This is a genomic window from Hymenobacter jejuensis, assembly GCF_006337165.1.
Lineage (GTDB): Bacteria > Bacteroidota > Bacteroidia > Cytophagales > Hymenobacteraceae > Hymenobacter > Hymenobacter jejuensis.
Map to the genome: position 1 here is coordinate 3,099,974 of NZ_CP040896.1, position 21,409 is coordinate 3,121,382.

Annotated in this window: 21 protein-coding genes; 14 read left to right on the forward strand and 7 right to left on the reverse strand. The window is 55.9% G+C overall.

The features are described 5' to 3' along the window. Positions 1 to 42 precede the first annotated feature (42 nt). From polX to FHG12_RS12920, 5 genes are all read left to right on the forward strand, one after another. Positions 43 to 1,806 carry a DNA polymerase/3'-5' exonuclease PolX gene (gene polX / locus FHG12_RS12900; protein WP_230471112.1) on the forward strand — a complete coding sequence of 588 codons (1,764 nt, stop codon included), beginning with the start codon at positions 43 to 45 and terminating at the stop codon, positions 1,804 to 1,806. Between the two features lie 11 nt (positions 1,807 to 1,817). Then, a complete protein-coding gene (locus FHG12_RS12905) occupies positions 1,818 to 2,876 on the forward strand; it encodes a glycosyltransferase family 9 protein (RefSeq protein WP_139516120.1) in 1,059 nt (352 codons plus the stop codon). Positions 2,877 to 3,012: 136 nt separating this feature from the next. Next, positions 3,013 to 3,666, forward strand: coding sequence for a hypothetical protein (locus FHG12_RS12910; protein WP_139516121.1), 654 nt, complete (start codon positions 3,013 to 3,015; stop codon positions 3,664 to 3,666). Between the two features lie 213 nt (positions 3,667 to 3,879). Continuing rightward, positions 3,880 to 4,335, forward strand: coding sequence for an OsmC family protein (locus tag FHG12_RS12915; RefSeq protein ID WP_139516122.1), 456 nt, complete (start codon positions 3,880 to 3,882; stop codon positions 4,333 to 4,335). Positions 4,336 to 4,391: 56 nt separating this feature from the next. Continuing rightward, positions 4,392 to 4,658, forward strand: a complete 267-nt coding sequence (locus tag FHG12_RS12920; protein ID WP_139516123.1) for a UBP-type zinc finger domain-containing protein — start codon at positions 4,392 to 4,394, stop codon at positions 4,656 to 4,658. Between the two features lie 172 nt (positions 4,659 to 4,830). Here FHG12_RS12920 and serS read toward each other — a convergent pair whose 3' ends face one another. Then, positions 4,831 to 6,105: a serine--tRNA ligase gene (gene serS / locus FHG12_RS12925; protein WP_139516124.1), complete on the reverse strand. Its 1,275-nt coding sequence runs from the start codon at positions 6,103 to 6,105 to the stop codon at positions 4,831 to 4,833. 395 nt (positions 6,106 to 6,500) lie between these two features. Between serS and rho the strand changes: the two genes are divergently transcribed. Continuing rightward, positions 6,501 to 8,615: a transcription termination factor Rho gene (rho, locus tag FHG12_RS12930; RefSeq protein WP_139516125.1), complete on the forward strand. Its 2,115-nt coding sequence runs from the start codon at positions 6,501 to 6,503 to the stop codon at positions 8,613 to 8,615. A gap of 124 nt (positions 8,616 to 8,739) precedes the next feature. Next, positions 8,740 to 9,411, forward strand: coding sequence for a DsbA family protein (locus FHG12_RS12935; RefSeq protein WP_139516126.1), 672 nt, complete (start codon positions 8,740 to 8,742; stop codon positions 9,409 to 9,411). A 49-nt stretch (positions 9,412 to 9,460) separates the two neighbouring features. Here FHG12_RS12935 and FHG12_RS12940 read toward each other — a convergent pair whose 3' ends face one another. From FHG12_RS12940 to FHG12_RS12950, 3 genes are all read right to left on the reverse strand, one after another. Then, the gene (locus tag FHG12_RS12940) at positions 9,461 to 10,078 is read right to left on the reverse strand and encodes a hypothetical protein (RefSeq protein WP_139516127.1); all 618 of its coding nucleotides are present in this window, start codon (positions 10,076 to 10,078) and stop codon (positions 9,461 to 9,463) included. An 80-nt stretch (positions 10,079 to 10,158) separates the two neighbouring features. Further along, positions 10,159 to 11,046: a UbiA family prenyltransferase gene (locus tag FHG12_RS12945; RefSeq protein WP_139516128.1), complete on the reverse strand. Its 888-nt coding sequence runs from the start codon at positions 11,044 to 11,046 to the stop codon at positions 10,159 to 10,161. A gap of 102 nt (positions 11,047 to 11,148) precedes the next feature. Continuing rightward, positions 11,149 to 12,060, reverse strand: a complete 912-nt coding sequence (locus tag FHG12_RS12950) for a class I SAM-dependent methyltransferase (RefSeq protein ID WP_139516129.1) — start codon at positions 12,058 to 12,060, stop codon at positions 11,149 to 11,151. 176 nt (positions 12,061 to 12,236) lie between these two features. Between FHG12_RS12950 and FHG12_RS12955 the strand changes: the two genes are divergently transcribed. The 6 genes from FHG12_RS12955 to FHG12_RS12980 all read left to right on the forward strand — a co-directional run bounded on the left by FHG12_RS12955 (position 12,237) and on the right by FHG12_RS12980 (position 18,280). Then, entirely contained in the window at positions 12,237 to 12,887 is a 651-nt protein-coding gene (locus FHG12_RS12955) for a hypothetical protein (protein ID WP_139516130.1), read from the forward strand. Further along, positions 12,884 to 13,183, forward strand: coding sequence for a winged helix-turn-helix domain-containing protein (locus FHG12_RS12960; protein WP_139516131.1), 300 nt, complete (start codon positions 12,884 to 12,886; stop codon positions 13,181 to 13,183). The genes FHG12_RS12955 and FHG12_RS12960 overlap by 4 nt, the downstream gene beginning before the upstream one ends. Positions 13,184 to 13,284: 101 nt before the next feature. Beyond that, positions 13,285 to 14,916 (forward strand): DUF4153 domain-containing protein, encoded by a 1,632-nt coding sequence (locus FHG12_RS12965; protein ID WP_139516132.1) that lies wholly within the window; start codon positions 13,285 to 13,287, stop codon positions 14,914 to 14,916. Between the two features lie 10 nt (positions 14,917 to 14,926). Further along, positions 14,927 to 15,172 carry a hypothetical protein gene (locus FHG12_RS12970; protein ID WP_165699393.1) on the forward strand — a complete coding sequence of 82 codons (246 nt, stop codon included), beginning with the start codon at positions 14,927 to 14,929 and terminating at the stop codon, positions 15,170 to 15,172. Between the two features lie 172 nt (positions 15,173 to 15,344). Further along, positions 15,345 to 15,695, forward strand: coding sequence for a hypothetical protein (locus tag FHG12_RS12975; RefSeq protein WP_139516134.1), 351 nt, complete (start codon positions 15,345 to 15,347; stop codon positions 15,693 to 15,695). A 215-nt stretch (positions 15,696 to 15,910) separates the two neighbouring features. After that, positions 15,911 to 18,280 (forward strand): transglycosylase domain-containing protein, encoded by a 2,370-nt coding sequence (locus FHG12_RS12980; protein WP_230471113.1) that lies wholly within the window; start codon positions 15,911 to 15,913, stop codon positions 18,278 to 18,280. 38 nt (positions 18,281 to 18,318) lie between these two features. On the opposite strand, the gene FHG12_RS12985 is transcribed toward FHG12_RS12980, so the two are convergent. From FHG12_RS12985 to FHG12_RS12995, 3 genes are all read right to left on the reverse strand, one after another. Further along, positions 18,319 to 19,239, reverse strand: coding sequence for a TIGR01777 family oxidoreductase (locus FHG12_RS12985; RefSeq protein ID WP_139516135.1), 921 nt, complete (start codon positions 19,237 to 19,239; stop codon positions 18,319 to 18,321). 95 nt (positions 19,240 to 19,334) lie between these two features. Next, the gene (folE, locus tag FHG12_RS12990) at positions 19,335 to 20,009 is read right to left on the reverse strand and encodes a GTP cyclohydrolase I FolE (protein WP_139516136.1); all 675 of its coding nucleotides are present in this window, start codon (positions 20,007 to 20,009) and stop codon (positions 19,335 to 19,337) included. Continuing rightward, positions 20,002 to 20,409 (reverse strand): 6-pyruvoyl trahydropterin synthase family protein, encoded by a 408-nt coding sequence (locus FHG12_RS12995; RefSeq protein WP_139516137.1) that lies wholly within the window; start codon positions 20,407 to 20,409, stop codon positions 20,002 to 20,004. Before FHG12_RS12995 ends, folE begins: the two co-directional genes overlap by 8 nt. Positions 20,410 to 20,684: 275 nt before the next feature. Between FHG12_RS12995 and FHG12_RS13000 the strand changes: the two genes are divergently transcribed. After that, entirely contained in the window at positions 20,685 to 21,395 is a 711-nt protein-coding gene (locus tag FHG12_RS13000; protein ID WP_139516138.1) for a DNA repair ATPase, read from the forward strand. Positions 21,396 to 21,409 lie beyond the last annotated feature (14 nt).

A 21,409-nucleotide genomic window follows, 5' to 3' on the forward strand; every position in this document is an offset into this window, starting at 1 on the left:
GTACCTTTACCTGCCCGCTCCGACCCACCTTCCGGCTTTTATTTGTCTACTCTCTTGGATAACCGCGCCCTCATTCGTGCCTTCCGGCTAGCTGCTTCGTTGCTGGAACTGCACGACGAAAATCAGTTTAAAATCCGGGCGTACGAAGGCACCGCCGCTGCTCTCGAACGCCTCGAATTCCCGGTAGCCGACCTCGACCGCACCGGCTTGCCCGACCGCACCGGCTTGAGCAAAACGGCCGCCGCTCGTGTCGCTGAGCTGCTCGATACCGGGACTTTCGACGAGCTTACACGCCTGCTTAGCATCACGCCCGCCGGCGTGGTAGAGATGCTCAATATCAAGGGCATCGGCCCAAAAAAGATCCGGGCGTTGTGGCGCGAGCTGGGCATCGAAAGCCCCGAAGCCCTGCGCGAAGCCGCCGAGCAAGACCGCGTGAGCAAGCTAAAGGGCTTTGGCAAGAAAACGCAAGATGCTATCCTCCAGGTACTTGAGTTTACGCAGCAAAGCCGGGGCAAACTGCTTTTTCCGCAAGCCGAAGCCTTAGGTGAAGACTTGGCGGCCCGCCTGCGCGAAACTCTCCACACCGACAAAGTAGCTGTGGCCGGAGAGATCCGCCGCCGCTTGGAAGTAATTGAGACAGTGGCTGTTGTGGCCGCTACCGCGCAGCCTTGGCAAGCGCACGCCATGCTGAATGCCCTCGATGGCCTGACGCATGATGCAGCGCGCTCCGGACCTTTTGCGTGGCGCGGCACCGCCACCGAATCCGGCGTGAAAATCGATGTGCGCCTCGTTTCCAAGGAGGATTTTACCAATCAGCTTTTCTTGCTCACGGGCACCGAAGCCCACCTGTGCGAACCTTTGGCTGAGGCGGACCCCGGCCAGCCCGCCACGTTGCGCCAACTCGTGAAGCGCGAGCGGTTTTATCAGGAATCGGCTATCTATCAGAAAGTTGGCTTACAATATGTGGAACCTGAACTGCGGGAAGGACTCGGTGAGTTGGCCTTGGCCAAAGACCAAAAACTGCCGCAGTTACTGGAAGAAAGCGATCTGAAAGGTTCGCTGCATAACCACAGCACTTACTCCGACGGGTCGCACTCGCTGCGGCAGATGGCCGAATGGCTGCGCGACCACGGCTTCGAGTATCTCGGTATCTGCGACCACTCGCAAGCGGCGCATTACGCCAACGGCCTCAGCGTCGAGCGTGTGCGTCAGCAGCACCGCGAAATCGACCAATTGAACCAGGAATTAGCGCCTTTTCGCATTTTTAAAGGCATCGAAAGCGATATTCTGGGCGATGGCTCGCTCGACTATTCGCCCGATGTTCTGGCCTCGTTCGACTTTATTGTAGCCTCGATCCACAGCAATCTCAAAATGGACCAGCACCGTGCCACCGAGCGCTTGCTGCGCGCCATCGACAATCCGTACACCACCATGCTGGGCCACCCAACCGGTCGGCTGTTGTTGCGCCGTGAAGGATATCCTATTGATTATAAAGCGGTTATAGATGCCTGTGCGAAACGCAACGTCATGATCGAAATAAATGCCAACCCCTGGCGCCTCGACCTCGACTGGCGGTGGGTGCATTACGCGTTGGAGCAGGGCGTGCGCCTGAGCATCAATCCCGATGCGCACCACACCGACGGCTACGCCGACATGCGCTACGGCGTGCTAATGGGGCGCAAGGGCATGCTCACCAAAGAGATGACGTTCAATGCCTTATCGGGGGACGAAGTGGCGGCCTATTTTGCCGAGCGCAAAGCCAAAATCAAGCCGCCGGAAGCGTTCAAAGCAACCTTGTTCGGATAGCGAAGGCGCTTATGAAAATTCTTGTTCTGCGCTTTTCCTCCATCGGCGACATCGTGCTGACCACGCCCGTCGTGCGGGCGTTGAAGCAGCAAGTGCCTGGGGCACAGGTGCATTTCTGCACCAAGCCTGCTTACCGGAGCATCGTCGAGCCGAACCCCTACATCGACAAAGCGCACTACTTGACGGGTTCGCTGAACGAGTTGGTGGCCGAATTGCGCGAAGAGCGTTTTGACTTCATAATCGACCTGCACCGCAACCTGCGAACGCTGCTGCTTAAGGTGCAACTCGGTGTACCCAGTCGCAGTTTCGATAAGCTGAATTTTCAGAAATGGCTGCTCGTCAACTTCAAAATCGACCAGTTGCCGCGGCTCCATATTGTAGATCGTTACTTGGCGGCGGCCAAATCGTTGGGCGTGCGCAACGATGGGCAGGGCCTCGATTATTTTATTCCGGAGGCGGAAGAAGTAGACATAAACACATTGCCTTCTGGTTTTCAGCACGGGTACGTAGCCTTTGCCATCGGGGCCCAGCACGCGACCAAGCGCCTGCCCGTCGAGCGTATCATCGAGTTATGCGCGTTGCTGCGGCGGCCCATTGTGCTGCTTGGTGGCCCCGAAGATGAAAGCACCGGCCACGTCATCGAGCTGCATTTCGACCATACCCCAGCCGTGGCGGAGGCCCCGCGTACCGTTCCGGTCAGCCCGTATTATTTCCCCAAAACCTCAGGTGTCCAAGTTCCCAAGACCATAATCTATAATGCTTGCGGGCATTTTTCACTTAACCAATCGGCTTCGTTGGTGCGGCAGGCGCAGTTTGTTGTGAGCCACGATACCGGGCTGATGCACATTGCGGCCGCGTTTCAGAAGGAAATCTTTAGTGTGTGGGGCAACACGGTGCCGGAGTTTGGGATGTACCCGTATCGTACGGAGTTTAAAGTCTTGGAAGTAAGGGGGTTATCGTGCCGGCCGTGCTCTAAAATCGGCTACGCGAAGTGTCCGCAGGGGCATTTCAAGTGCATGCACGACATTTCCTTTGATTTGGAGCTGCCCCCTCCGCACGACGGGCGATAAACTCAAGGGGGCATTTGCGGCAGGAGAGCGAGAATATGATTTTTGGAATATTGGCATAAGACTTGTGTTATTGCCGGCCTATTATTGCTGCTGCGGTCAGGCAGAGCCTTTATTCCTCACTTCCTTTTCTTACTCTATGCAGTTTTCTACCCTTCGAATGCTAGCCGTAGCGCTGGTGTGCACTCTTCTTACGGCTTGTGGCCCCAATATTTATTTAGCTAACGATTTTCGGTCTTATGCGCCTAAGCATAAAACGGTAGCCATTTTGCCCGCTACCGTAACCATGCAATTGCGCCCCAATCAGGCTCGTAATACAACAGCCGAGCAGCAGCGCGACCTAGAAGCAAAAAGCGGCATTGACTTTCAAGAGAAAATTTACGCTTGGCTGCTGCGTCGCAGTCAGCAACGAGGCTACACTGTGCAGTTTCAGGATGTAATGAGAACGAATTCCTTGCTGCGCGAAAGCAACATTCCGTATGGCGAGTTGCGCACGCATTCGCCCCAGGAACTAGCCAAACTCCTCGGGGTAGATGCTGTCCTGACTACCAGTGTGCGCACCAGCAAACCGATGAGCGATGGCGCCGCTGTTGCCGTAGGTCTGTTGGTAGGGGCCTGGGGTGCCACTAACCAAGCCAACATCACCGTAGACATTCACGAGGCCGACGCCGGCAAGTTGCTGTGGAAGTACGACTACGTGGCTTCTGGCTCGGTGGGTAGCTCTACCGAAGGCATGGTAGGCGCACTGATGCGCAATGCGTCCAAGAAATTCCCTTACACACCTAAATCATAAGTAGCAACGCCTGACCGCTCCTTATCGAAAAGGCTGTTTCTCCCGCAGGAGGAACAGCCTTTTTGTTGAAAAAAGGCTAATATTTAGCCCGCAAGCATCAGCTTAAACGCACTGATGCTTAAGCCCTGTGCTACTCGGCAGCAGGCCATACTGCGCAGTAACTTTTGCAGAATATTAGTGTTGAGCTAGTTACACCATCCAAAGCTTACGGTTATGGCTGCGAATAAAGATGTAGTGGTTCGGGTTGCGCAAGGCGCTTTACTGGCCGACGTACAGGCTGGTCGCCACACTTTCCGGGTAGATGAGCCCATCGAAGTAGGAGGGCAGGACACCGGCCCTACGCCTTACGACTTGCTGCTTAGTGCGTTGGGCGCGTGTACGGCCATTACGTTGCGCCTGTACGCCGACCAGAAGAAGTGGCCGCTGGAATTGGTTGAAGTGCGCCTGCGTCACCAGCGGGTGCACCGCGACGACTGCGTGCAGTGTAAGATGGCGAGTGCCATGCTGGAGGAAGTGCAAAAGGAATTGCGGCTAATTGGCCCCCTTACGCCGGAGCAGCGACAGCGGCTGGAGGCGGTTTCGCAAAAATGTCCTATGCAGAAAACCTTGGCGGCGGGCATTCGCATTGTGTCGCGCCTAGTACCCGAAGGCGCCGAATTTGCGGCTTAACTTGTTGCCGACAGAGAAATCTTTTTATTTATTAACTTATTGATAATCAAATATATATGGAGCCGGTCTGTACGCATCTCGCCAGCCTAGATCATTTGTATGTTGCCACTGAGCACATCTGCCCTGAGTGCGTAGCACTAGGCGATAATTGGGTGCACCTGCGCGTGTGCCAAACCTGTGGCCACGTCGGGTGTTGCGACAACTCCAAAAACAAACACGCTACCAAGCATTTCCACGCCACACAGCACCCCGTTATCACCTCAGCCGAACCCGGCGAGCGCTGGGCCTGGTGCTACGTGGATAGTGAGATTATGGAATATTAACTGTAGTCGCCTGCAATGCAATTCTGCCCTGCGTCTTGCCCTGTACGGAGCGTCGGACAACGACTTTCCTGAATACACAAAGCCCTGTTTCAAGGTGCCGTTGAGCAGCCGAAACAGGGCTTTGTAACAAGCGGTAGCGGCAGGAATAGCGTTACTTGATCAATCTTACTCTCTACCCAATCTTGCTAAAGCCGCAGTAGCTGTGCAGGACTTCGGGTAGTCGGATGCCGTCTTCTGACTGGTTGTTTTCCAGCAGGGCCGCCACGATGCGGGGCAGGGCCAGGGCCGAGCCATTAAGTGTGTGCAGAAGTTGCGTTTTGCCACCTTCGGTGCGATACCGCAGCTTGAGGCGGTTGGCTTGGAAGGTCTCGAAGTTGCTGGCCGAACTTACTTCCAGCCAACGACCTTGCGCGGCGCTCCACACTTCTAGGTCGTAGGTGAGAGCTGAGGTAAAGCTCATGTCGCCGCCGCACAGGCGTAGCACCCGATAAGGCAGCTCCAGCTTTTGCAGCAACCCTTCGATGTGCGCTACCATGCTGTCTAAGGCGGCGTAGCTCTGCTCAGGATGCGTTATCTGCACGATTTCAACCTTGTCAAACTGGTGCAGGCGGTTGAGGCCGCGCACGTCGGCACCCCATGAGCCGGCTTCGCGGCGGAAGCAGGGCGTGTAGCCAGCATTGCGAATGGGCAGCTTTTCGGCCGGAATAATTTCGTCGCGGTACAGGTTCGTGATGGGTACTTCCGCGGTCGGAATCAGGTAGAGATTGTCTTGCGCGTCGTGGTACATCTGGCCGTCTTTGTCCGGCAACTGGCCCGTGCCGTAGCCCGAAGCTTCGTTAACCAGAATAGGCGGCTGCATTTCGGTGTAGCCAGCGTTGCGCGCTTCGTCGAGGAAGAAGTTGATCATGGCCCGCTGCAACCGCGCGCCTTGCCCTTTATACACCGGAAAGCCCGCGCCCGTAATCTTATTGCCGAGGTCAAAATCAATGATGTCGTACTTCTTAATTAACTCCCAATGAGGCAAAGCGTTAGCAGGAAGTTCGGGTTTTTGACCTTTTTCCGAAACAACTTCGTTCTCTTGGGGCGTACGGCCTTCGGGCACACTGCTGTGCGGCAGATTGGGTAGCTTTACCAAGGTTTGCTGCAACGCGGATTCTACCTGCGCTAGCTCATCGGCGTGCGCCTTGATTTCTTGCTTTAGTACGGCAGTACGGGCTTTCAGCGCTTCTGCCCCCGATTTGTCGCCGCTTTTCATCCGGCCCCCGATCTGGCGGGCCAATTCGTTGGCTTCGGCCTGGGCTTGGTCGTGCTCGGTTTGGAGTTGCCGCCGCCGCTGATCGAGATCCAAAATCGACTGCACATCGGCTTCGGCGTTGGCATAATGCTTTTTGGCCAGCCCGGCCAGCACCATTTCGCGGTGCTCTTTCAGAACAGAAACTTGCAGCATACAACTAAAAAACGCGGATTTGAACTAGGGCAAAAGTAGAGAGAAGTAGCGTAAGCTGCCGATCTTTCGATGCGCGTGGCCTCACCGAAGCCAAAAGGGCTCTGTGACACCGAAATGTTGAAATTTTGGTTGCAGAAAAAAGATGAATCCCATTTGGCTATTCGGGCGTATTAGCTTAACATTGCGTTAGCAAGCCGGCGTCTGATGCCGGGCCCGCAGTTGGTTTTTGCTCGCGTTTGGCCCGTTATTATTTCCAGCGCCATCCCCCTGTCGTACCATTCCGTTTTAGTTAGAATCTGTGCTCAGCGCCGTTTAGCGGCAGCCTCCATTGCTCGGCTTGGCTTTTGTTACGCCGCCTCCGGCCCCTTACCCCGATTTCTCTTCCCACTCCCTATATGTACACTATTGATGAATTGAAGGACCGTCTGCTTTCTGAGTTAAAGGAAATTGCAGAAGTACTTAACGTCGGTAACTTCAAGAAACTAAGCAAGCAAGATCTGATTTATAAGATCCTTGATCAGCAAGCAATTACCCCGGCCGACAAACTGCCGAAGAAAACACTTAAGCCCGGCGCTGCCAAAGGCGAAGACGAGCCTACAACGGACGAAGCCGTAGCAGCTCCAGCCGTTGTGCGGGCGGCCCCTGCACCCCGAGCCAATGGCCGCCAGAGTGCCGCACCGCGCGAAAACCGCCGCGCTGCCGCACCTACCTCTCAGCCGGCGTCCGCGCCAGAAGCCGCCGTTGCGGAAGCGACGCCCGCTCCGACGCCAGAACCTGCCCCAGTCATCGCTGAAGTGCCGGCCGAAGCGGTTACCCCGGCACCTACCGAAAACGGCGCTGCTACCGATCGTCCGGTAAGATTATATCAGCGCCCTGAGCGCCGCAGCCGCAATGGGGAACGCCCACGCAATGCCCCTGATGGACAGCCAATTGCTGTCAACGGCCATGAAAATGGCGCTGCAAGTACTCCAGCCGTCGCTGCTGCCGTGGTAGAAGCGCCAGTTCTGGCGGCTCCCGCAGAAGCCGTTGTTGCAATGCCAGCGCCCCGCGAAGCTCGCCCCGAAACTGCGCCTACCGCTTTTGTGCGTGAGCCGCGTGAAAGCCGCGAACCCCGCGAAAACCGGGGCGACCAGCCGCGGGAATTCCGCGAAAACCGTGAACAGCGCGCCGAGGGCGTACGCGAAGGCCGTGAGTACCGCAACGATCAACCACGGGAGGCGCGTCCGTTGCGCGATCAGCCTCGTGACCGCGACCAGCGCCGCGACGACCGCTTTGCAGCCCGCGAACAGCAGCGTCAGCAGCGCCAAGGCGAGCCGCGCGAACCCCGGGAGCCACGGCAAGGCGCTGAGCCTCGTCAGAACGATCAGCAGGCCCAACGCCCGCGCAACGATTTCGAAATCAGCATTCAGAGCGAAGGCACCCTGGAATTGATGCCGGATGGTGGCTACGGTTTCTTGCGTTCGCCATTCTATAACTATCTCTCGTCGCCCGACGACATTTACGTGGCGCCGCAGCAAGTAAAGCAGTATGCTTTAAAAGCTGGTGACACCGTAAAATGCACGATTCGGCCACCGCGTGAGGGCGAAAAATACTTCGCGCTGATCAGCGTAGAAGGCATCAACGGCCGCACGGTGGAAGAAGCCCGCGATCGCATCCCGTTCAACAATCTTACGCCGCTGTTTGCGGAAGAGCGCCTCAAGCTGACTACCAAGCCTAACTTGCTCAGTACACGCATCTTAGACTTGTTTGCTCCGATTGGCAAAGGTCAGCGTGGCCTGATCGTGGCCCAGCCTAAAACGGGTAAGACGGTGCTGTTGCAGGAAATTGCCAACGCCATTTCTGAAAACCACCCGGAAGTTTACCTGATCATCTTGTTGATCGACGAACGCCCGGAAGAAGTAACGGACATGGCGCGTTCGGTAAAAGCCGAGGTGCTAAGCTCTACCTTCGACGAAACGGCCGACCGCCATGTCAAAATCGCCAGCATTGCGTTGGACAAAGCCAAGCGTTTGGTAGAATGCGGCCATGACGTGGTCATTCTGCTCGACTCCATTACGCGCTTGGCGCGGGCTTACAACACGGTACAGCCCGCTTCCGGCAAAATCCTGTCGGGTGGTGTGGATGCCAACGCGCTGCACAAGCCAAAGCGCTTCTTCGGAGCTGCACGTAACGTGGAAAACGGTGGTTCTCTGACCATTATCGCTACGGCTCTGATCGAAACCGGTTCCAAGATGGATGAAGTGATCTTTGAAGAATTCAAAGGCACTGGCAACATGGAATTGCAGCTCGATCGCAAGCTGGCCAACAAGCGCGTGTTCCCGGCCATCGACGTACCGGCTTCCGGTACTCGCCGCGAAGACTTGCTCATGGGCAAAGACGAGCTCAACCGTATCTGGGTGTTGCGCAAGTTTATGTCCGACATGACGGCTACTGAGGCCATGGAATTCCTCAAAGACCGCATGAAAGGCACGCAGAGCAACAGCGAGTTCTTGGTGTCGATGAACGGCTAAGCGTTTGTAATCCGTTAAAAAAGGCCACTTGGGAATATCCAAGTGGCCTTTTTAATGTTCAGCTGTTACTGCAACTGTACAGTTAAAATTCAAACCATCCTGCCAGCTTCTGGTTTTTGCGTCTATGCAACTTGCCTCTTCCGATCGCCCCGAAATCCTTTACATCTACGATCCGCTCTGCGGCTGGTGCTACGGCATGATGCCCGTAATCCAACGCATTCGCGACGAATACCACGATCGGCTCGACGTGTCGGTGCTGAATGGCGGTATGGTCGTGGGGGAGCAGGTAGGGCCTCTTCGGGAAATGTGGGACTACATTGGCGGTGCTCTGCGAAACGTGGAAGCGGTTACCGGCGCCACGTTTGGCGACCCGTATCGTGCGCTGGGAGAGGAGGGAAGCTACGTGCAGAACTCGGAGCCCCCTTGCCGCGCGCTTACCGTTTTTCGCCAGCTCGACACCGAGGGCCGCACCGTTGATTTTGCGCACGCTATTCAACAGGCGCTGTTTCGGGATGGGAAAGACCTTAACCTGCGTGCTACGTACGAAACGCTATTGAAACCGTATGGCTTAGACGTAGCCGAGTTTGGCCGTCGCTTTGAGGCCCCCGAAGCGGCCGCAGCCACCCGCCAGGAATTTGCTGCCGTCGCCCGGATTGGCGTGCAGGGCTTCCCGACTGCCGTTTTGCGTGTGGGCGAACAAGGCTATGTGCTGGCGCGCGGCTTTCAGCCCTACGATACTTTTGCCAGCGGTTTGCGAGCCGCATTACGCCAATCTTACTCGGAAAATGGGTTTTAGGCCGTATTTATAAGTAATTGATAATCAATTTATTATAAATATACCGATTTTAGCCGCCCGAACTATGGAGCTTGATGACCTGCTTCTTAAGCGGCGACCAAGCAATGCGGCGGCGATCTTCCTTGCCCACCAAATAGTCGAAGCCGATGGCGTCGGGGCGACGTTGCAGATCATCCCAGGTGGTGCGGTCGAGCGAACCGCCGGGGTATGTATCCTTAGCGGTGAGAGCCGGTCGATGGAAGTTTTTATCCGCAAAAAACTCGTCCATGCGCCGGCGGACAAAGGCTTCGCGCTCGGCTTGGCTGGCGGTGTTGCCTTTCATTTCATAGACCAAGGCGGCTTCTAAATCGGCGGCGGTCAGCACTTCGCGAAAAATGACTTGGCCGCCGGCGTCGGTAATCGTGAAGGTAGCTTCGCCGCTGAGCAGGTTAGGCCCGCGCAACGCCAACATAAACAAGTCGGGCACGGACGGAGACGAAAACGGATGCCGACGCCGCACCACCTTCAGCGTGTCCGATTGGGCCGTGACTTTGGCGGCGCGCGCCGTATCGAGAGGCTCGGCTGCAGCCGTGTCGCTGGCCAAGGCGGGTTCCTGCGTCCGGGTTGCTTTAGGATTAGAGCAAGCAATTGGCAGAAGTAACAGCGGAAAAAACCGAAGAAAGCGCATACGCTAACAAGTTGGGTACGACCTGTTTCCTACGTAAGTACCTTGGTTGTCGTTGGGAAAGCGAACGGTGACAGTCCCGCTTACAAATATCCGTGCTGCCACACCAGCATGGCAATAAAAGCGGCGCTTAGGCACAGCGACGATACTTGATTCATGCGCATGGTATGGTCAAAATCAGCGGCGGCCGGGTCGTGCCACGCCTGCATGGCCCACCGCCCAAACAGCAGCGTGATCGGCCCGGTAGCGACCAGAAAGATCAGCAGGTTGCGCAGCTCGTCTCGGAAAGTGTACACTATTGCCAGCAACGCAGCCCCAAACAATAGTCCTACGGCCGCAAATACAAACGTGCCACGAATGCCCAATACCAAGCTCAGAGTACGATCGCCGCGTTTTCTATCTTCTTGATGCTGATATACTTGCGTAAGAGGGTAGGAGCCGCACAGAAACAGCGTGCTCACCAAAGCCAAGAGCAGATTATCGGTGGACAGCACTTCGGTAAGCCGCACGCCGGCCCCAATCTGCGTCATGACAAATGTGAAAGCGCCCTGAAATATCACCACAACCACGGTGCTCAGGAGCGGGTATTTCTTCAACCGGATGCCTTCGTAGCTGTAGGCTTTCGAAACCAGCAAATACACCGCCACCATCGCCGCGAAAAGCGGCGAAAGCCACCACGCCCCCACAATTGCCAGCGCATCGAACACCCACACCAAGTGTAGCAATTCTTGCGATACCTTGGGCGGTCGGCGCAGGCCGCCAATGCTGCCTTCATCGCGGTCGTAATAGGAGTTATAACCGTTGGAAGCGGGGTACGCCAGCAGGTGCAACACCACAAATACGCCCACCACCCGGCCCACATGCAGCGGCTCGCGCACAGCACTCAGGCCAAACCAGAAGATCGGCATCAGGTACACCGAAAAAGGAATGCGCAACAGGGGCAGCGCGCGACGATAGCCGGAAAGGATCATAAGCAAGCAGGAAGGCGCGTCGCCCGCGCCCGGCGTTGGCGGGCAAGGTACGGAACGAATTGGCCTAACGGCGCGCGCGCAAAGCGAGTTACGCAGACCTTGCTATTTTGGCCAGCCCACCAGATAAGTTACCTGCGAGCCCGTCCAGTGCCGCACTTTGCCGGTTTGCCACTGAAACGTCTGCTCCGGGTCGGCCCGGCGAGCCAAGGCCAGTAACTGCTCCGGCGAATACATCCGCAGAATGGATACGGTGCCGTCCCAGATCGTGCACAGCGGAATGAGCGGGATGATGTAGGTAAAGAACAGTCGACTCAGCCGAAAGGGCTTCATAAATGGCGTCGCCAGCAATTGCAGCACCGGCAGCACCGTCCAGGCCAGCAGGATTTCGTGCCAGTGCTTGCCGGCGCCTTCAAACGCCCCAAAACCGGCCCGTTTGCGCACCGCATCGGAGAGCATGGCTTCGGCTGCTGCGGGCTCAAAATGGTGAAAGGCCGAAAAGATGGTTCGAAAGCCGGTAAGCGACTCTGGCACCGCCAGCGCATTAACGGGCGTCGGCTCGTAGCCGATGATGCCCCAAGTGCGATGACGAATGTCCTGCCAGGCGGCGGGCTGCGGATACAGGTCGGTTAGGGTCACGCGCACCTTCGCCATGCCCGGCAGCCTGCGAAGGTCTTTTACCACTTCCTCGGTGCCGCCCCCCGCGCCGGCGCCTAACTCGATAATGCGTTGTTGATCAGTCTGTTGTAGGGCCTTGTGCAGCAGCGGCACAACGGGCTCGTAAATGTCCAGGTTACTGATCATGAAGCGCAGGTAGTCCATCATGCCCGCGCGGATGACAGTTGGAAACCACGGCAAATCTTCGAATTCGAATAGTTGGGCACGGAAGCGCATAGGCATAAGTCGATTTCGAGAGGGCGGAACAGCGAGCGCATCTACTACGGCCCGGCTGGCTATTCGGATGGCCGTAGTGCGCTCCAGACACCCAAAATCAGCGATATCTGGGAAGCCAGGCACTGAAATTCAGCAAGTGTATCTGTTGAATATGAAGTATCAGTGAATCAAGCGATTACCCCATGTTTTGCGAACTTTAAAGAAGTAAAATTCTGAGCACTAATGAAAATAGAGGAAGCAAATGCTTGCACGCACTGCAAAACTTTTACAGCTTTGCAGCACAAAGTGCTTTTAAGCAGATGAAGCCAGCCACCGATCCTTTAGCTCAACTCACCGAGATCCGCGCCATCATGGAGCGGTCTTCCCGTTTCATCTCGCTCAGCGGCCTGTCAGGAGTAGGAGCGGGGATAGTGGCTTTGGCCGGTGCCGCAGTGGGGTATTGGCGTTTGCGCACGCAGTACGGCGAAGGCGGCTACGTGCGCCTGTTGGAAGGCGCGCAGCAAGACCGTATCGCGACGTTGCCGTTTCTGCTGGGATTGGCCGCTGCGGTCATCGTAGTAGCTTTGGGAGTGGCAATTTATTTTACGCGCCGCCGGGCCAAGCAGGAAGGCGCGCCTTTGTGGAGCGCCTTGGGGCGACGTTTGGCACTTAGCTTAGCCATTCCGCTGGTGGCGGGGGGGCTGTTTTGCCTTCAACTGTATATGCACGGCGCGGCGGGCTTGGTGGTGCCCGCTATGCTGCTGTTTTATGGCTTGGCGCTTCTCAACGGCAGCAAATACACACTCGACGAAATCCGGTTGCTGGGCCTGACGGAAATAGCCTTGGGCTTGGTGGCAAGCTTGGTGCCCGGCTTAGGATTACTGTTCTTTGCGCTCGGTTTCGGCTTGGGCCACATTGGCTACGGGCTTCTTATGTACAATCGCTACGAGCGCGCCCCTCAATCGCTGTGAAGCACGTAATTCATACCCTCAACAAAGCTTTTGACAACCGCGTCCGACTCGGCGTGATGGCGGTGCTTATGGCCAACGATGCGGTAAGCTTCAACGAGCTCAAAGAAGCCCTCGACCTCACCGACGGCAACTTGGCCAGCCACGTTTCGGCCCTCGAAAAAGTTGGTTATGTGGACGTTAGCAAGCAGTTTGTTGGCAAGAAACCGAACACAACTTATACCGCCTCCAAAGAAGGCAAACAGGCTTTTCAGGAGCATCTAAACGCGCTCGAAAAATTGCTGAAAGGGAATAACTAAATTTTTTTGTGTTTTCACTTTGAAACACAAAGTTCTTTTGAAATATGAAAGTGATGTTGGTTGAATACGATCTTCCATAAATAACAATAAATCAATAAGATATGAACACTGATATTCAGCTGCCCATCACAATTGAAAGAACTGCACAGCGCGCCGTGGCTCCGCGCATTTCGCTCACAACGCTGCAAAAACTCCTGCTCCCAATCGGGGCGATAGCGTTTGACGTGTTGTTCTGGGAACATGCGGCGGGCCTCAATTTGGCGTTGTACACGTTGTTTGTGGTAGGGGGCGTGCTAGCGGGGCAGCCGCTGCACGCCGCGGTGTGGCGTTCTGGCTACTTCTGGTTTGCGCTGAGCGGCACGGTACTGAGCGCCGTGATGGTGGTAGTGTATGCCTCCGGCGCGGCCCAACTAGCGTGCGTAGCTTCGCTAGTTATTCTGTTGGGCTACGTCAACCAGCCGCACTTGAAGCTGGTCGTGTATGCGCTGCTCACGGCCATTGCCAATCTGGGGCATGCGGTGCCGGGGGTGCTGTCGTACCTGCGTCCGCCGCAGAATGTAGGCTCCAAGGCAGCGCGGACGTGGTTTTATGGGCGGCTATTGGTGCTGCCGGTGTTGGTGTTGGGGCTGTTCCATGTGTTGTTCTCGCTAGCCAATCCCAAATACAATGCCTTGTCAGCGAGGGCGTTGCAAATGCTCTCGGATTGGCTAAGCGAGATTTTTGTGCACATCTCGGTGCCGGAGCTGCTGTTCTGCCTACTGGGCTTGGTGCTTACGGCGGGGGCGCTGGTCGTAGTGCCCGTTCACCTCTTCGCCGACCACGAATCGCGCTTCGGAGAGTTTGTGCGGCGGCAGCGCAACCGGGTGGCTTCCTTCGCCGTGCGCCAGCCCGATTTTCGCACTCGTTCGTTTCGCCCCCTCGACCTGCGCAAAGAATACCTGATGGCGCTGGCCGTGCTGGCTTTGGTCAATGGGTTGCTGCTCATGGTCAACGCCATCGACATCAACTGGATCTGGTTTGGCTTTCAACCCGCCCCCAGCTTCGACCTGACGCAGTTTGTGCACGAAGGCACGTACGTGCTCATTCTGAGCATCTTGGTAGCCATGGCCATTGTGCTGTGGTTTTTCCGCCGCAACCTCAATTTCTACCATCCGGGCTTGCGTACGTTGCGCATCGGGGCCACTGTTTGGGTGGTGCAGAATGCGGTGCTGGCCATTTCGGTGGGGCTGCGAAACTACTATTACATTCTCCATACGGGGCTGGCTTACAAGCGCATCGGCGTGTACGGCTTCCTGCTACTAACTCTTTTCGGGCTCGCGACCATCTTGTTCAAGATCTGGCAACAACGGTCGGCGTACGCGCTGGTGCGCCTGAATGCGCTAGCCGCTTACGCGGTGTTGCTTCTGCTGGGCAGCGGCAACTGGGAAATCTGGATTGCGCGCTACAACCTGCAAAACCGCTTTGCCTGCGTCGATATTGGCTTCCTTCTCGACATGCCCGGCCGCGTGTTGCCCGAAGTGGTGGAGCGCCGCGCTGTGCTCAACAAAGTGCCCAAACTCACCTTCGAAGACGGCTACAATGGCTTTATCCCCTTAGAGCCTGAGCAGGCCCAGACCCGGCTCGACGCCACCGTTGCCGAATGGGTTCGCCATTACGAAGCCCACCGTCTGTACGATTGGCAAAGCTGGAATTACGCTGATTATCAGGCTTATCAACAACTCAAACGTCGCTAAAACTATGCTCATGTTAGTAAAAGTCAGCGCCACAGTATTGCTGCTGGTGCTCACGGTAGGCGTGTTGCTCGCGTTGGGTGCGCTACTCGGTTGGCAGCAACACGCCGCCACTTCCTCCGAACGAATCCAGCGGCTGTTGAGTGGCGTTTTGCCCACAGCCGGAGTGTTGCTGAGCTTATTGCTCGCGGCTTTTGTGTGGGTGGCGTTGTTGTGGAGCGCCCAAGGGCCGGAATATGTGCCAATCAGTTGGCAGTAGAATTGTGTACATATTGTGTTTATAAAATATTGATAATCAATTATTTATATATAAAAGTCATATTCGTGTCTAATCCTTCAGGTGCGGTGCCTTGATTACCGTTCGGTTGAGGCACCGCGTCTGTTACTTCACTAAGCGAATACGCACTCCATTGAGATCTATCTCACAGAAAATGAGACGTTTCCTTTTTAAGTTGCTGCTGCCTTTGCCCGTCATTCCGCCCATGTTTCTCTGGACGGCGGCCGCGCTGTTGTTCGTAAGCCTGAACCTGCTGTGGAGGCAGGAAATCTGGCCGCATACGCCCGGCGCCTCGCCCGTGCTCGAGGCTCTGTTGATAACTACGCTCGGCTGCCTCATCCCGCAAGGCATGTCCATCGCGTGGAGATGGCTTGCGGGGCATCCAGGACCCAGATGGATGAAGGCGCTGTTGCAAATCGGACTATTGCCACTGCTTATGGGTGCGGCGTTGCTGGCACTGGGCTGCTTGATTATGGCAGTAGTGGCGTGGTTGCAAGTGCTATAAAAGGGCTTTGCCGTACGGTTGAGCTATCGTGGTTCCAGCATAACAAATGCGGCTTTGGTAGGTATTTTTGAGCATCCTTTTCGGTCCTGATCGCGGGAGATTGTAGCTGAATACAAGCGTATTAAGTGTTTATAGCCGCCGGGCCGCGCCTAACTGGTATATTTGCGGCTCCGTAGCCAGCACCGCTGGCCGGGTTTGGTCCCAACGCGCTCCGAATGTCCGCTCCCAAAACGCCTCAACCAAACGACGCGCCCCGTCCACGGCGCCGCTGGCCCAACATTCTGACGCGTGCCATGTGGGGCGTCTTTGCCATTGGTGTGGGAATATTTTTGCTGTACCCCATTTTGGTAAGCACCAACTTTTTGTTCCTGTTCGGCAAGTCGCCGGGCCTCGACGAGCTGGAAAATCCCAAAGTGGAGCAGGCTTCCGAAGTATACACTTCCGACGGCGTCCTGATTGGCAAGTATTTCCGCGAAAACCGCTCGCCGGTGGCGCTCAGCAAAATGTCGCCGCTGCTAATCAAAGCGCTCATCGCTACCGAGGACGTGCGCTATTATAAGCATGCTGGCATCGACCCAACTGCCTTATTAGCAACATTTTACTACACGGCTCGCGGTGAAAAGCGCGGGGGCAGCACCATCACGCAGCAGCTGGCCAAAAACCTCTACAAAACCCGCCGCGGCGACCGCGGCGTACTGGGCCACATTCCGCTGGTAAATGTGATCGTGAGCAAAACCAAAGAGTGGCTCACGGCCGTGGAACTAGAGCGTCGCTACACCAAGGAGGAAATTCTGCGGATGTATCTCAACACCGTCGAGTACGGCTCCAACGCATTCGGCATTAAGGTAGCGGCCAAGACGTTTTTCAGCACCTCGCCCGATAGCCTCAAGCCCGAAGAAGCTGCCATGCTCATTGGCGTGCTTAACAATCCTACGGCTTTCAATCCGCGCTTTCATCCGGAAGCGGCCCTGAAACGCCGGAATGTGGTACTCGAACGGATGGGGCAAGCTAACGTTCTGAAAGCGAAGGCAGTAGATTCTTTGCAGAAAATGCCCATCGCGCTTCGTTACCAAGTCGAGAAGCACGTCGATGGACCGGATACGTATTTCCGCGGGGCCATTAGCTCTTTCGTAAACGACTGGTGTGAGCGCAACGGCTATGACATGTACCGCGACGGCCTGAAAATCTATACCAGCATCGACTCGCGGATGCAGCAGTACGCCGAAGAATCGGTGCAGCAGCGTATGAAACGGCTACAGCAAGAGTTTGACGCGTCGGTGCGTAACCGCGGCACCAAGCCTTGGATTGATGAAGACGGCAAGGAAATCCCCGACTTTATCGAAACCCAGATCAAGCGTACCGAGCAGTATAAAGAACTGGCGGAGCGCTACAAGGGCCAGCCAGCCCGCCTCGATTCGGCCCTGCACGCCAAGCACCCCATGAAGGTGTTTACGTGGAAGGGCGACGGCGATACAACTTTGGTTCTGTCGCCCCTCGATTCGCTGGCGTACTACAAGCGCTTCCTGCACGCGGGCATGATGACCATGGACCCGTACACGGGCTACATAAAAGCTTGGGTAGGAGGGCTTAACCACCGCTTCTTCCAGTACGACCATGTGCGGCAGGGCAAACGCCAGGCGGGCTCCACCTTCAAGCCCTTCGTGTACCTGACGGCTCTCGACAACGGCTATTCGCCCTGCGATCGCATCCGCGACGAGCGCGTGACCATTAAATACGTCGAAAATGGCCAGCCCATGGAGTGGAAGCCCGACAACGTAACGCGCGAATACACCGGCATCAACATGACGTTGCGCCACGCCATGGCCCGCTCCGTCAACTCCGTGACGGCGCAGCTTACCGAGCTCGTGGGCTGGGACAAAGTGGCCGATTACGCGCACAAAGTTGGCATCCGCAGCAAGCTTTTGCCCGTGCCCAGCATCGGCTTGGGCTCGGCCGGCGACGTGAGCGTATATGAAATGGTTGATGCCTACAGCACGTTTGCCAACAATGGTTTCCGGACGGAGCCGTTACTCGTAACGCGCATTGAAGATCGTAACGGTAACGTAATCAAGCAGTTCGATCCAAAGCAAAAGCGCGTCATCTCACCCGAAACGGCTTGGCTAATGACCTACATGCTGCGCGGCGGTATGGAAGAACCCGGCGGTACATCGCAGGCGCTTTGGGACTACAAACTCTGGAAGAATAACAACCAGATTGGTGGCAAAACGGGTACCACTTCCAACTACTCCGATGGTTGGTACATGGGCGTCACCAAGGACCTTGTAACCGGGGTGTGGGTAGGAGGGGAGGACCGCTCGATTCACTTTTTCCGTTCGCAGCAAGGCGAAGGCGGGCGCATGGCGCTGCCGGTGTTTGGGCTCTACATGGAAAAGCTGTACGCCGACGAAACGCTCGGCATTACAATGGGACCGTTTCCCAAATCGCCCGTCAAAATCACCAAAAAGTACGTTTGCTACACCGAAGTACCCCGTCCGCGTCGCGCCGAAGTCGTCGATTCAATCGTGACGGATAACCTGCTGGAGCGGATAAACAGCGGCGCTGTAGCAGTCCCGGATAGCTTGTGAGCTAGAAAGATAATTATTTGGCTACCAAGAGGTTACGGCTATTCGGGTTCCTCTTTATACAGCGCCTCAAGGGCCGGCTTCAAGTGCGGGTATTCGAATGTGAAGCCTTGGCGAAGCACCTTTTCGGCGCTTACCCGCTGCGAAGCCAGCACAATCTCACTCATTTCGCCCATCATCAGCTTGAGGCCAAACGCCGGCACTTTTGGCAAAACCAATGGCCGGTGTAGCACTTCGGCTAATGTTTCAGTGAACTCCTTATTAGTGATGGGGTTAGGCGCGACGGCGTTGTAAACGCCGTGCCACTGAGGTTCTTCCAGCATCTGGATCAGCAAACGGCAGAGGTCGTCGCGGTGAATCCACGACATATATTGCTTACCCGATCCCAGGGGCGCGCCGGCACCTAGTTTGGTAGGACGGGCAATTTGGGGGAGGGCGCCGCCCTCGGTGCTGAGCACAATGCCAATGCGGGCAATGACGGTGCGGATACCCAACTGCTCAATTTGTTGCGCTGCCAACTCCCATTGGTGCGCCACGTCGGCCAAGAAGTCGTCGGCGGGCGCTGGTGCCGTTTCTTCATTTACCAGCCTGTCATCCATGTCTCCGTAAATGCCTATGGCTGAGGCAGAAATGAAAGCAGTTACGTGGTGATCGGCTTTGGCTAGCTCCTGGGCCAGTAAGTTTGTGCCGCCCAAGCGGCTGGCCATGATATCGCGCTTGCGCTCGTCGGTCCATTTGCCTTCCGACACGCTGGACCCGGCTAGGTTGATGATGCAATCAGCGTAGCGCACCGCGGCTTCATCGATCGTGCCTTTGTTAAGATCCCAACGAAAGCTGCGGTAGCGGCCGGTGTTAGGCTGGCGGCTGAGCAAGGCCACTTCGTAGCCCGCATCGATGAGCATGTCGGCAAGGCGGGAGCCAATCAGGCCCGTGCCGCCGGTGATGAGAACTTTTCGAGACATGGTGTGTAGGCCAGTAGCGCTAACTACTGGGCTGGTAGCTGCTTAGGTGGGATAGGAAGTGCAAGCTAACAGCAATCGGCAAATTCCGATGAGCGTTACTTCCCAATTAATCGCAGAAACTCGCTGCGCAGCGTTTGGTCGGAGGCGAAAGCGCCCCCGTATTCGGCGGTGAGCGTACCGCTGCTGGTGTCATTCACGCCGCGGCTCATCACGCATAGGTGGTCGGCTTCGATCAGCACGGCTACGTCTTCGGTGCGCAATGCATTCTTCAGTTCCTCGGCAATCTGGCGCGTAAGCCGTTCTTGCACCTGTGGACGCCGGGCATAATATTGCACTACCCGGTTTAGTTTGGAAAGACCAACTACGTGTTCTCCCGGCAGATACGCAACGTGCGCCTTACCAATGATCGGCACAAAGTGGTGTTCGCAGCACGAAAACAGCGTGATGTCGCGCTCCACGAGCATTTGTTGGTAAGAATACCGGTTGTCGAACAGTTTTACATCGGGCCGGTGCTCGGGATTGAGCCCGCGAAACCACTCCTGCACGTACATTTTGGCCACGCGCCGGGGCGTACCGTTTAGGCTGTCGTCGTTGAGGTCAAGGCCGAGCAAGTCCATGATCTGCCGGAAGTGACCCGCAATGGCGTCGATCTTGGCCTCATCGGGCATATGAAAAGCATCGGAGCGAAGCGGGGTGCGCAAGTCGGCCGACAGGTGGGCATCGGCGACGAGGCCGTCCGCAGCAGAGGCTGCTGGTACGGGGTTATCCATGGTATTCTACAAAATTGCGGTCGGTCTCGTGCAGCGTGACCGACAGCTCCAGGTGAGGCTCTACATGAGCCCGTAGCCGGTTCCAGATCACGACGGCAATGTTTTCGGCCGTGGGGTTGAGGTGGCGAAATTCTTCGGTATCCAGGTTAAGGTTCCGATGATCAAAGGTATCCAGAATCTCGCGTTTGATGAGGTTACTCAGGCGTTTGAGGTCGTACACGTAGCCTGTCTCCGGGTCGATGGGGCCGCGTAGCCGGACCGTCAACTCGTAGTTATGTCCGTGGTAATGAGGATTATTGCACTTGCCAAAAACCTGTTGGTTTCGTTCCTCACTCCAAGCGGGGTTGTGCAGACGGTGGGCGGCGTTGAAGTGTTCTTTGCGGCAAACGGTGATTAGCATAGTCGTGTTTTAACAGGTAACCCAGGCTTTTGTTTGGGTAGGCCAACCTCGATAATAGGCTGATATAAAGAACATTTTGGAAGCGTTTCCGGAGAATTTAGTAGTTAAATTATATAGCTTATGAATTATTAAATAAAAGCATATAATCTTAAAAAAAAACAATCCTGCGAGGTCGGAGATGCGCTGAGTGTCGTTAAATTTGGTGAGTCGGATACAAAAAACGACCCCCACTTTTGAACCTGTAACCACTTTCTTACCAACACATTTCATTGCTTATGAAACGAAGCATACTCCTCTCCCTCCTGTTGATGTTCGTGCTGACGGTGACTGGCTATGCGCAGAAGTCTCCGGTTGATGAAACGGACATGGCTGTTAAAGGCATCCCGCGCAAAGGGCAACGCGTTACCATCCAGCTGGACAGCAAGCGCGTCGACGATTCCTGGTTGAAGCACCTCAACGAAAAGTTTGGCAACAAAGTAAAGGCCGACAAAGGCGTTTACAGCATGGATGGAGTCATCATCGAAGAGATCTCCAAAACGCCGGTGCGCGTGATCAGCAAAGTGGATGCTACGCCGACCGGTACGACCGTTTGGTGGTCGCTCGACCTTGGCAACGCCTACCTGAGCAAAGACGCTACGCCCGTACAGTGGAAATCGGCCGAGGGCTTCTTGAAGGATTTTGCTCGTAAGCTCTACCGCGAAGACTTGGCCATCCAGGTAGCGGAAGCTGAAAAAGCGCTGGTTTCTTCGCAAAACAACCACATGGCCGTAATTGCCAAGTCGGATGCCATCAAGAAGGACATCGAGAAAAACAAAGCAAAGAAGCAGGAGATCCAGCAGCAATTGGCTCAGAACGCAGCCGAATTGCTTCAGTATAACAACCAGATCGACATGAATCTGAAAGAGCAGGAAGCTGCCCGCGCCGACATTGTGAACATGCGCGTGGCTCTGGAAGCTGTGAAAGATCGCATGAACAAGATCGAGTAGTAGATAACTTATTG

Bases quoted from the DNA above. Each gene is read 5' to 3' on its own strand.
- FHG12_RS12905 (WP_139516120.1), top strand. From the start codon at position 1,818: ATGAAAATTCTTGTTCTGCGCTTTTCCTCCATCGGCGACATCGTGCTG.
- FHG12_RS12910 (WP_139516121.1), top strand. From the start codon at position 3,013: ATGCAGTTTTCTACCCTTCGAATGCTAGCCGTAGCGCTGGTGTGCACT.
- FHG12_RS12915 (WP_139516122.1), top strand. From the start codon at position 3,880: ATGGCTGCGAATAAAGATGTAGTGGTTCGGGTTGCGCAAGGCGCTTTA.
- FHG12_RS12920 (WP_139516123.1), top strand. From the start codon at position 4,392: ATGGAGCCGGTCTGTACGCATCTCGCCAGCCTAGATCATTTGTATGTT.
- serS (WP_139516124.1), bottom strand. From the start codon at position 6,105: ATGCTGCAAGTTTCTGTTCTGAAAGAGCACCGCGAAATGGTGCTGGCC.
- rho (WP_139516125.1), top strand. From the start codon at position 6,501: ATGTACACTATTGATGAATTGAAGGACCGTCTGCTTTCTGAGTTAAAG.
- FHG12_RS12935 (WP_139516126.1), top strand. From the start codon at position 8,740: ATGCAACTTGCCTCTTCCGATCGCCCCGAAATCCTTTACATCTACGAT.
- FHG12_RS12940 (WP_139516127.1), bottom strand. From the start codon at position 10,078: ATGCGCTTTCTTCGGTTTTTTCCGCTGTTACTTCTGCCAATTGCTTGC.
- FHG12_RS12945 (WP_139516128.1), bottom strand. From the start codon at position 11,046: ATGATCCTTTCCGGCTATCGTCGCGCGCTGCCCCTGTTGCGCATTCCT.
- FHG12_RS12955 (WP_139516130.1), top strand. From the start codon at position 12,237: ATGAAGCCAGCCACCGATCCTTTAGCTCAACTCACCGAGATCCGCGCC.
- FHG12_RS12965 (WP_139516132.1), top strand. From the start codon at position 13,285: ATGAACACTGATATTCAGCTGCCCATCACAATTGAAAGAACTGCACAG.
- FHG12_RS12970 (WP_165699393.1), top strand. From the start codon at position 14,927: ATGTTAGTAAAAGTCAGCGCCACAGTATTGCTGCTGGTGCTCACGGTA.
- FHG12_RS12975 (WP_139516134.1), top strand. From the start codon at position 15,345: ATGAGACGTTTCCTTTTTAAGTTGCTGCTGCCTTTGCCCGTCATTCCG.
- FHG12_RS12980 (WP_230471113.1), top strand. From the start codon at position 15,911: ATGTCCGCTCCCAAAACGCCTCAACCAAACGACGCGCCCCGTCCACGG.
- FHG12_RS12985 (WP_139516135.1), bottom strand. From the start codon at position 19,239: ATGTCTCGAAAAGTTCTCATCACCGGCGGCACGGGCCTGATTGGCTCC.
- folE (WP_139516136.1), bottom strand. From the start codon at position 20,009: ATGGATAACCCCGTACCAGCAGCCTCTGCTGCGGACGGCCTCGTCGCC.
- FHG12_RS12995 (WP_139516137.1), bottom strand. From the start codon at position 20,409: ATGCTAATCACCGTTTGCCGCAAAGAACACTTCAACGCCGCCCACCGT.
- FHG12_RS13000 (WP_139516138.1), top strand. From the start codon at position 20,685: ATGAAACGAAGCATACTCCTCTCCCTCCTGTTGATGTTCGTGCTGACG.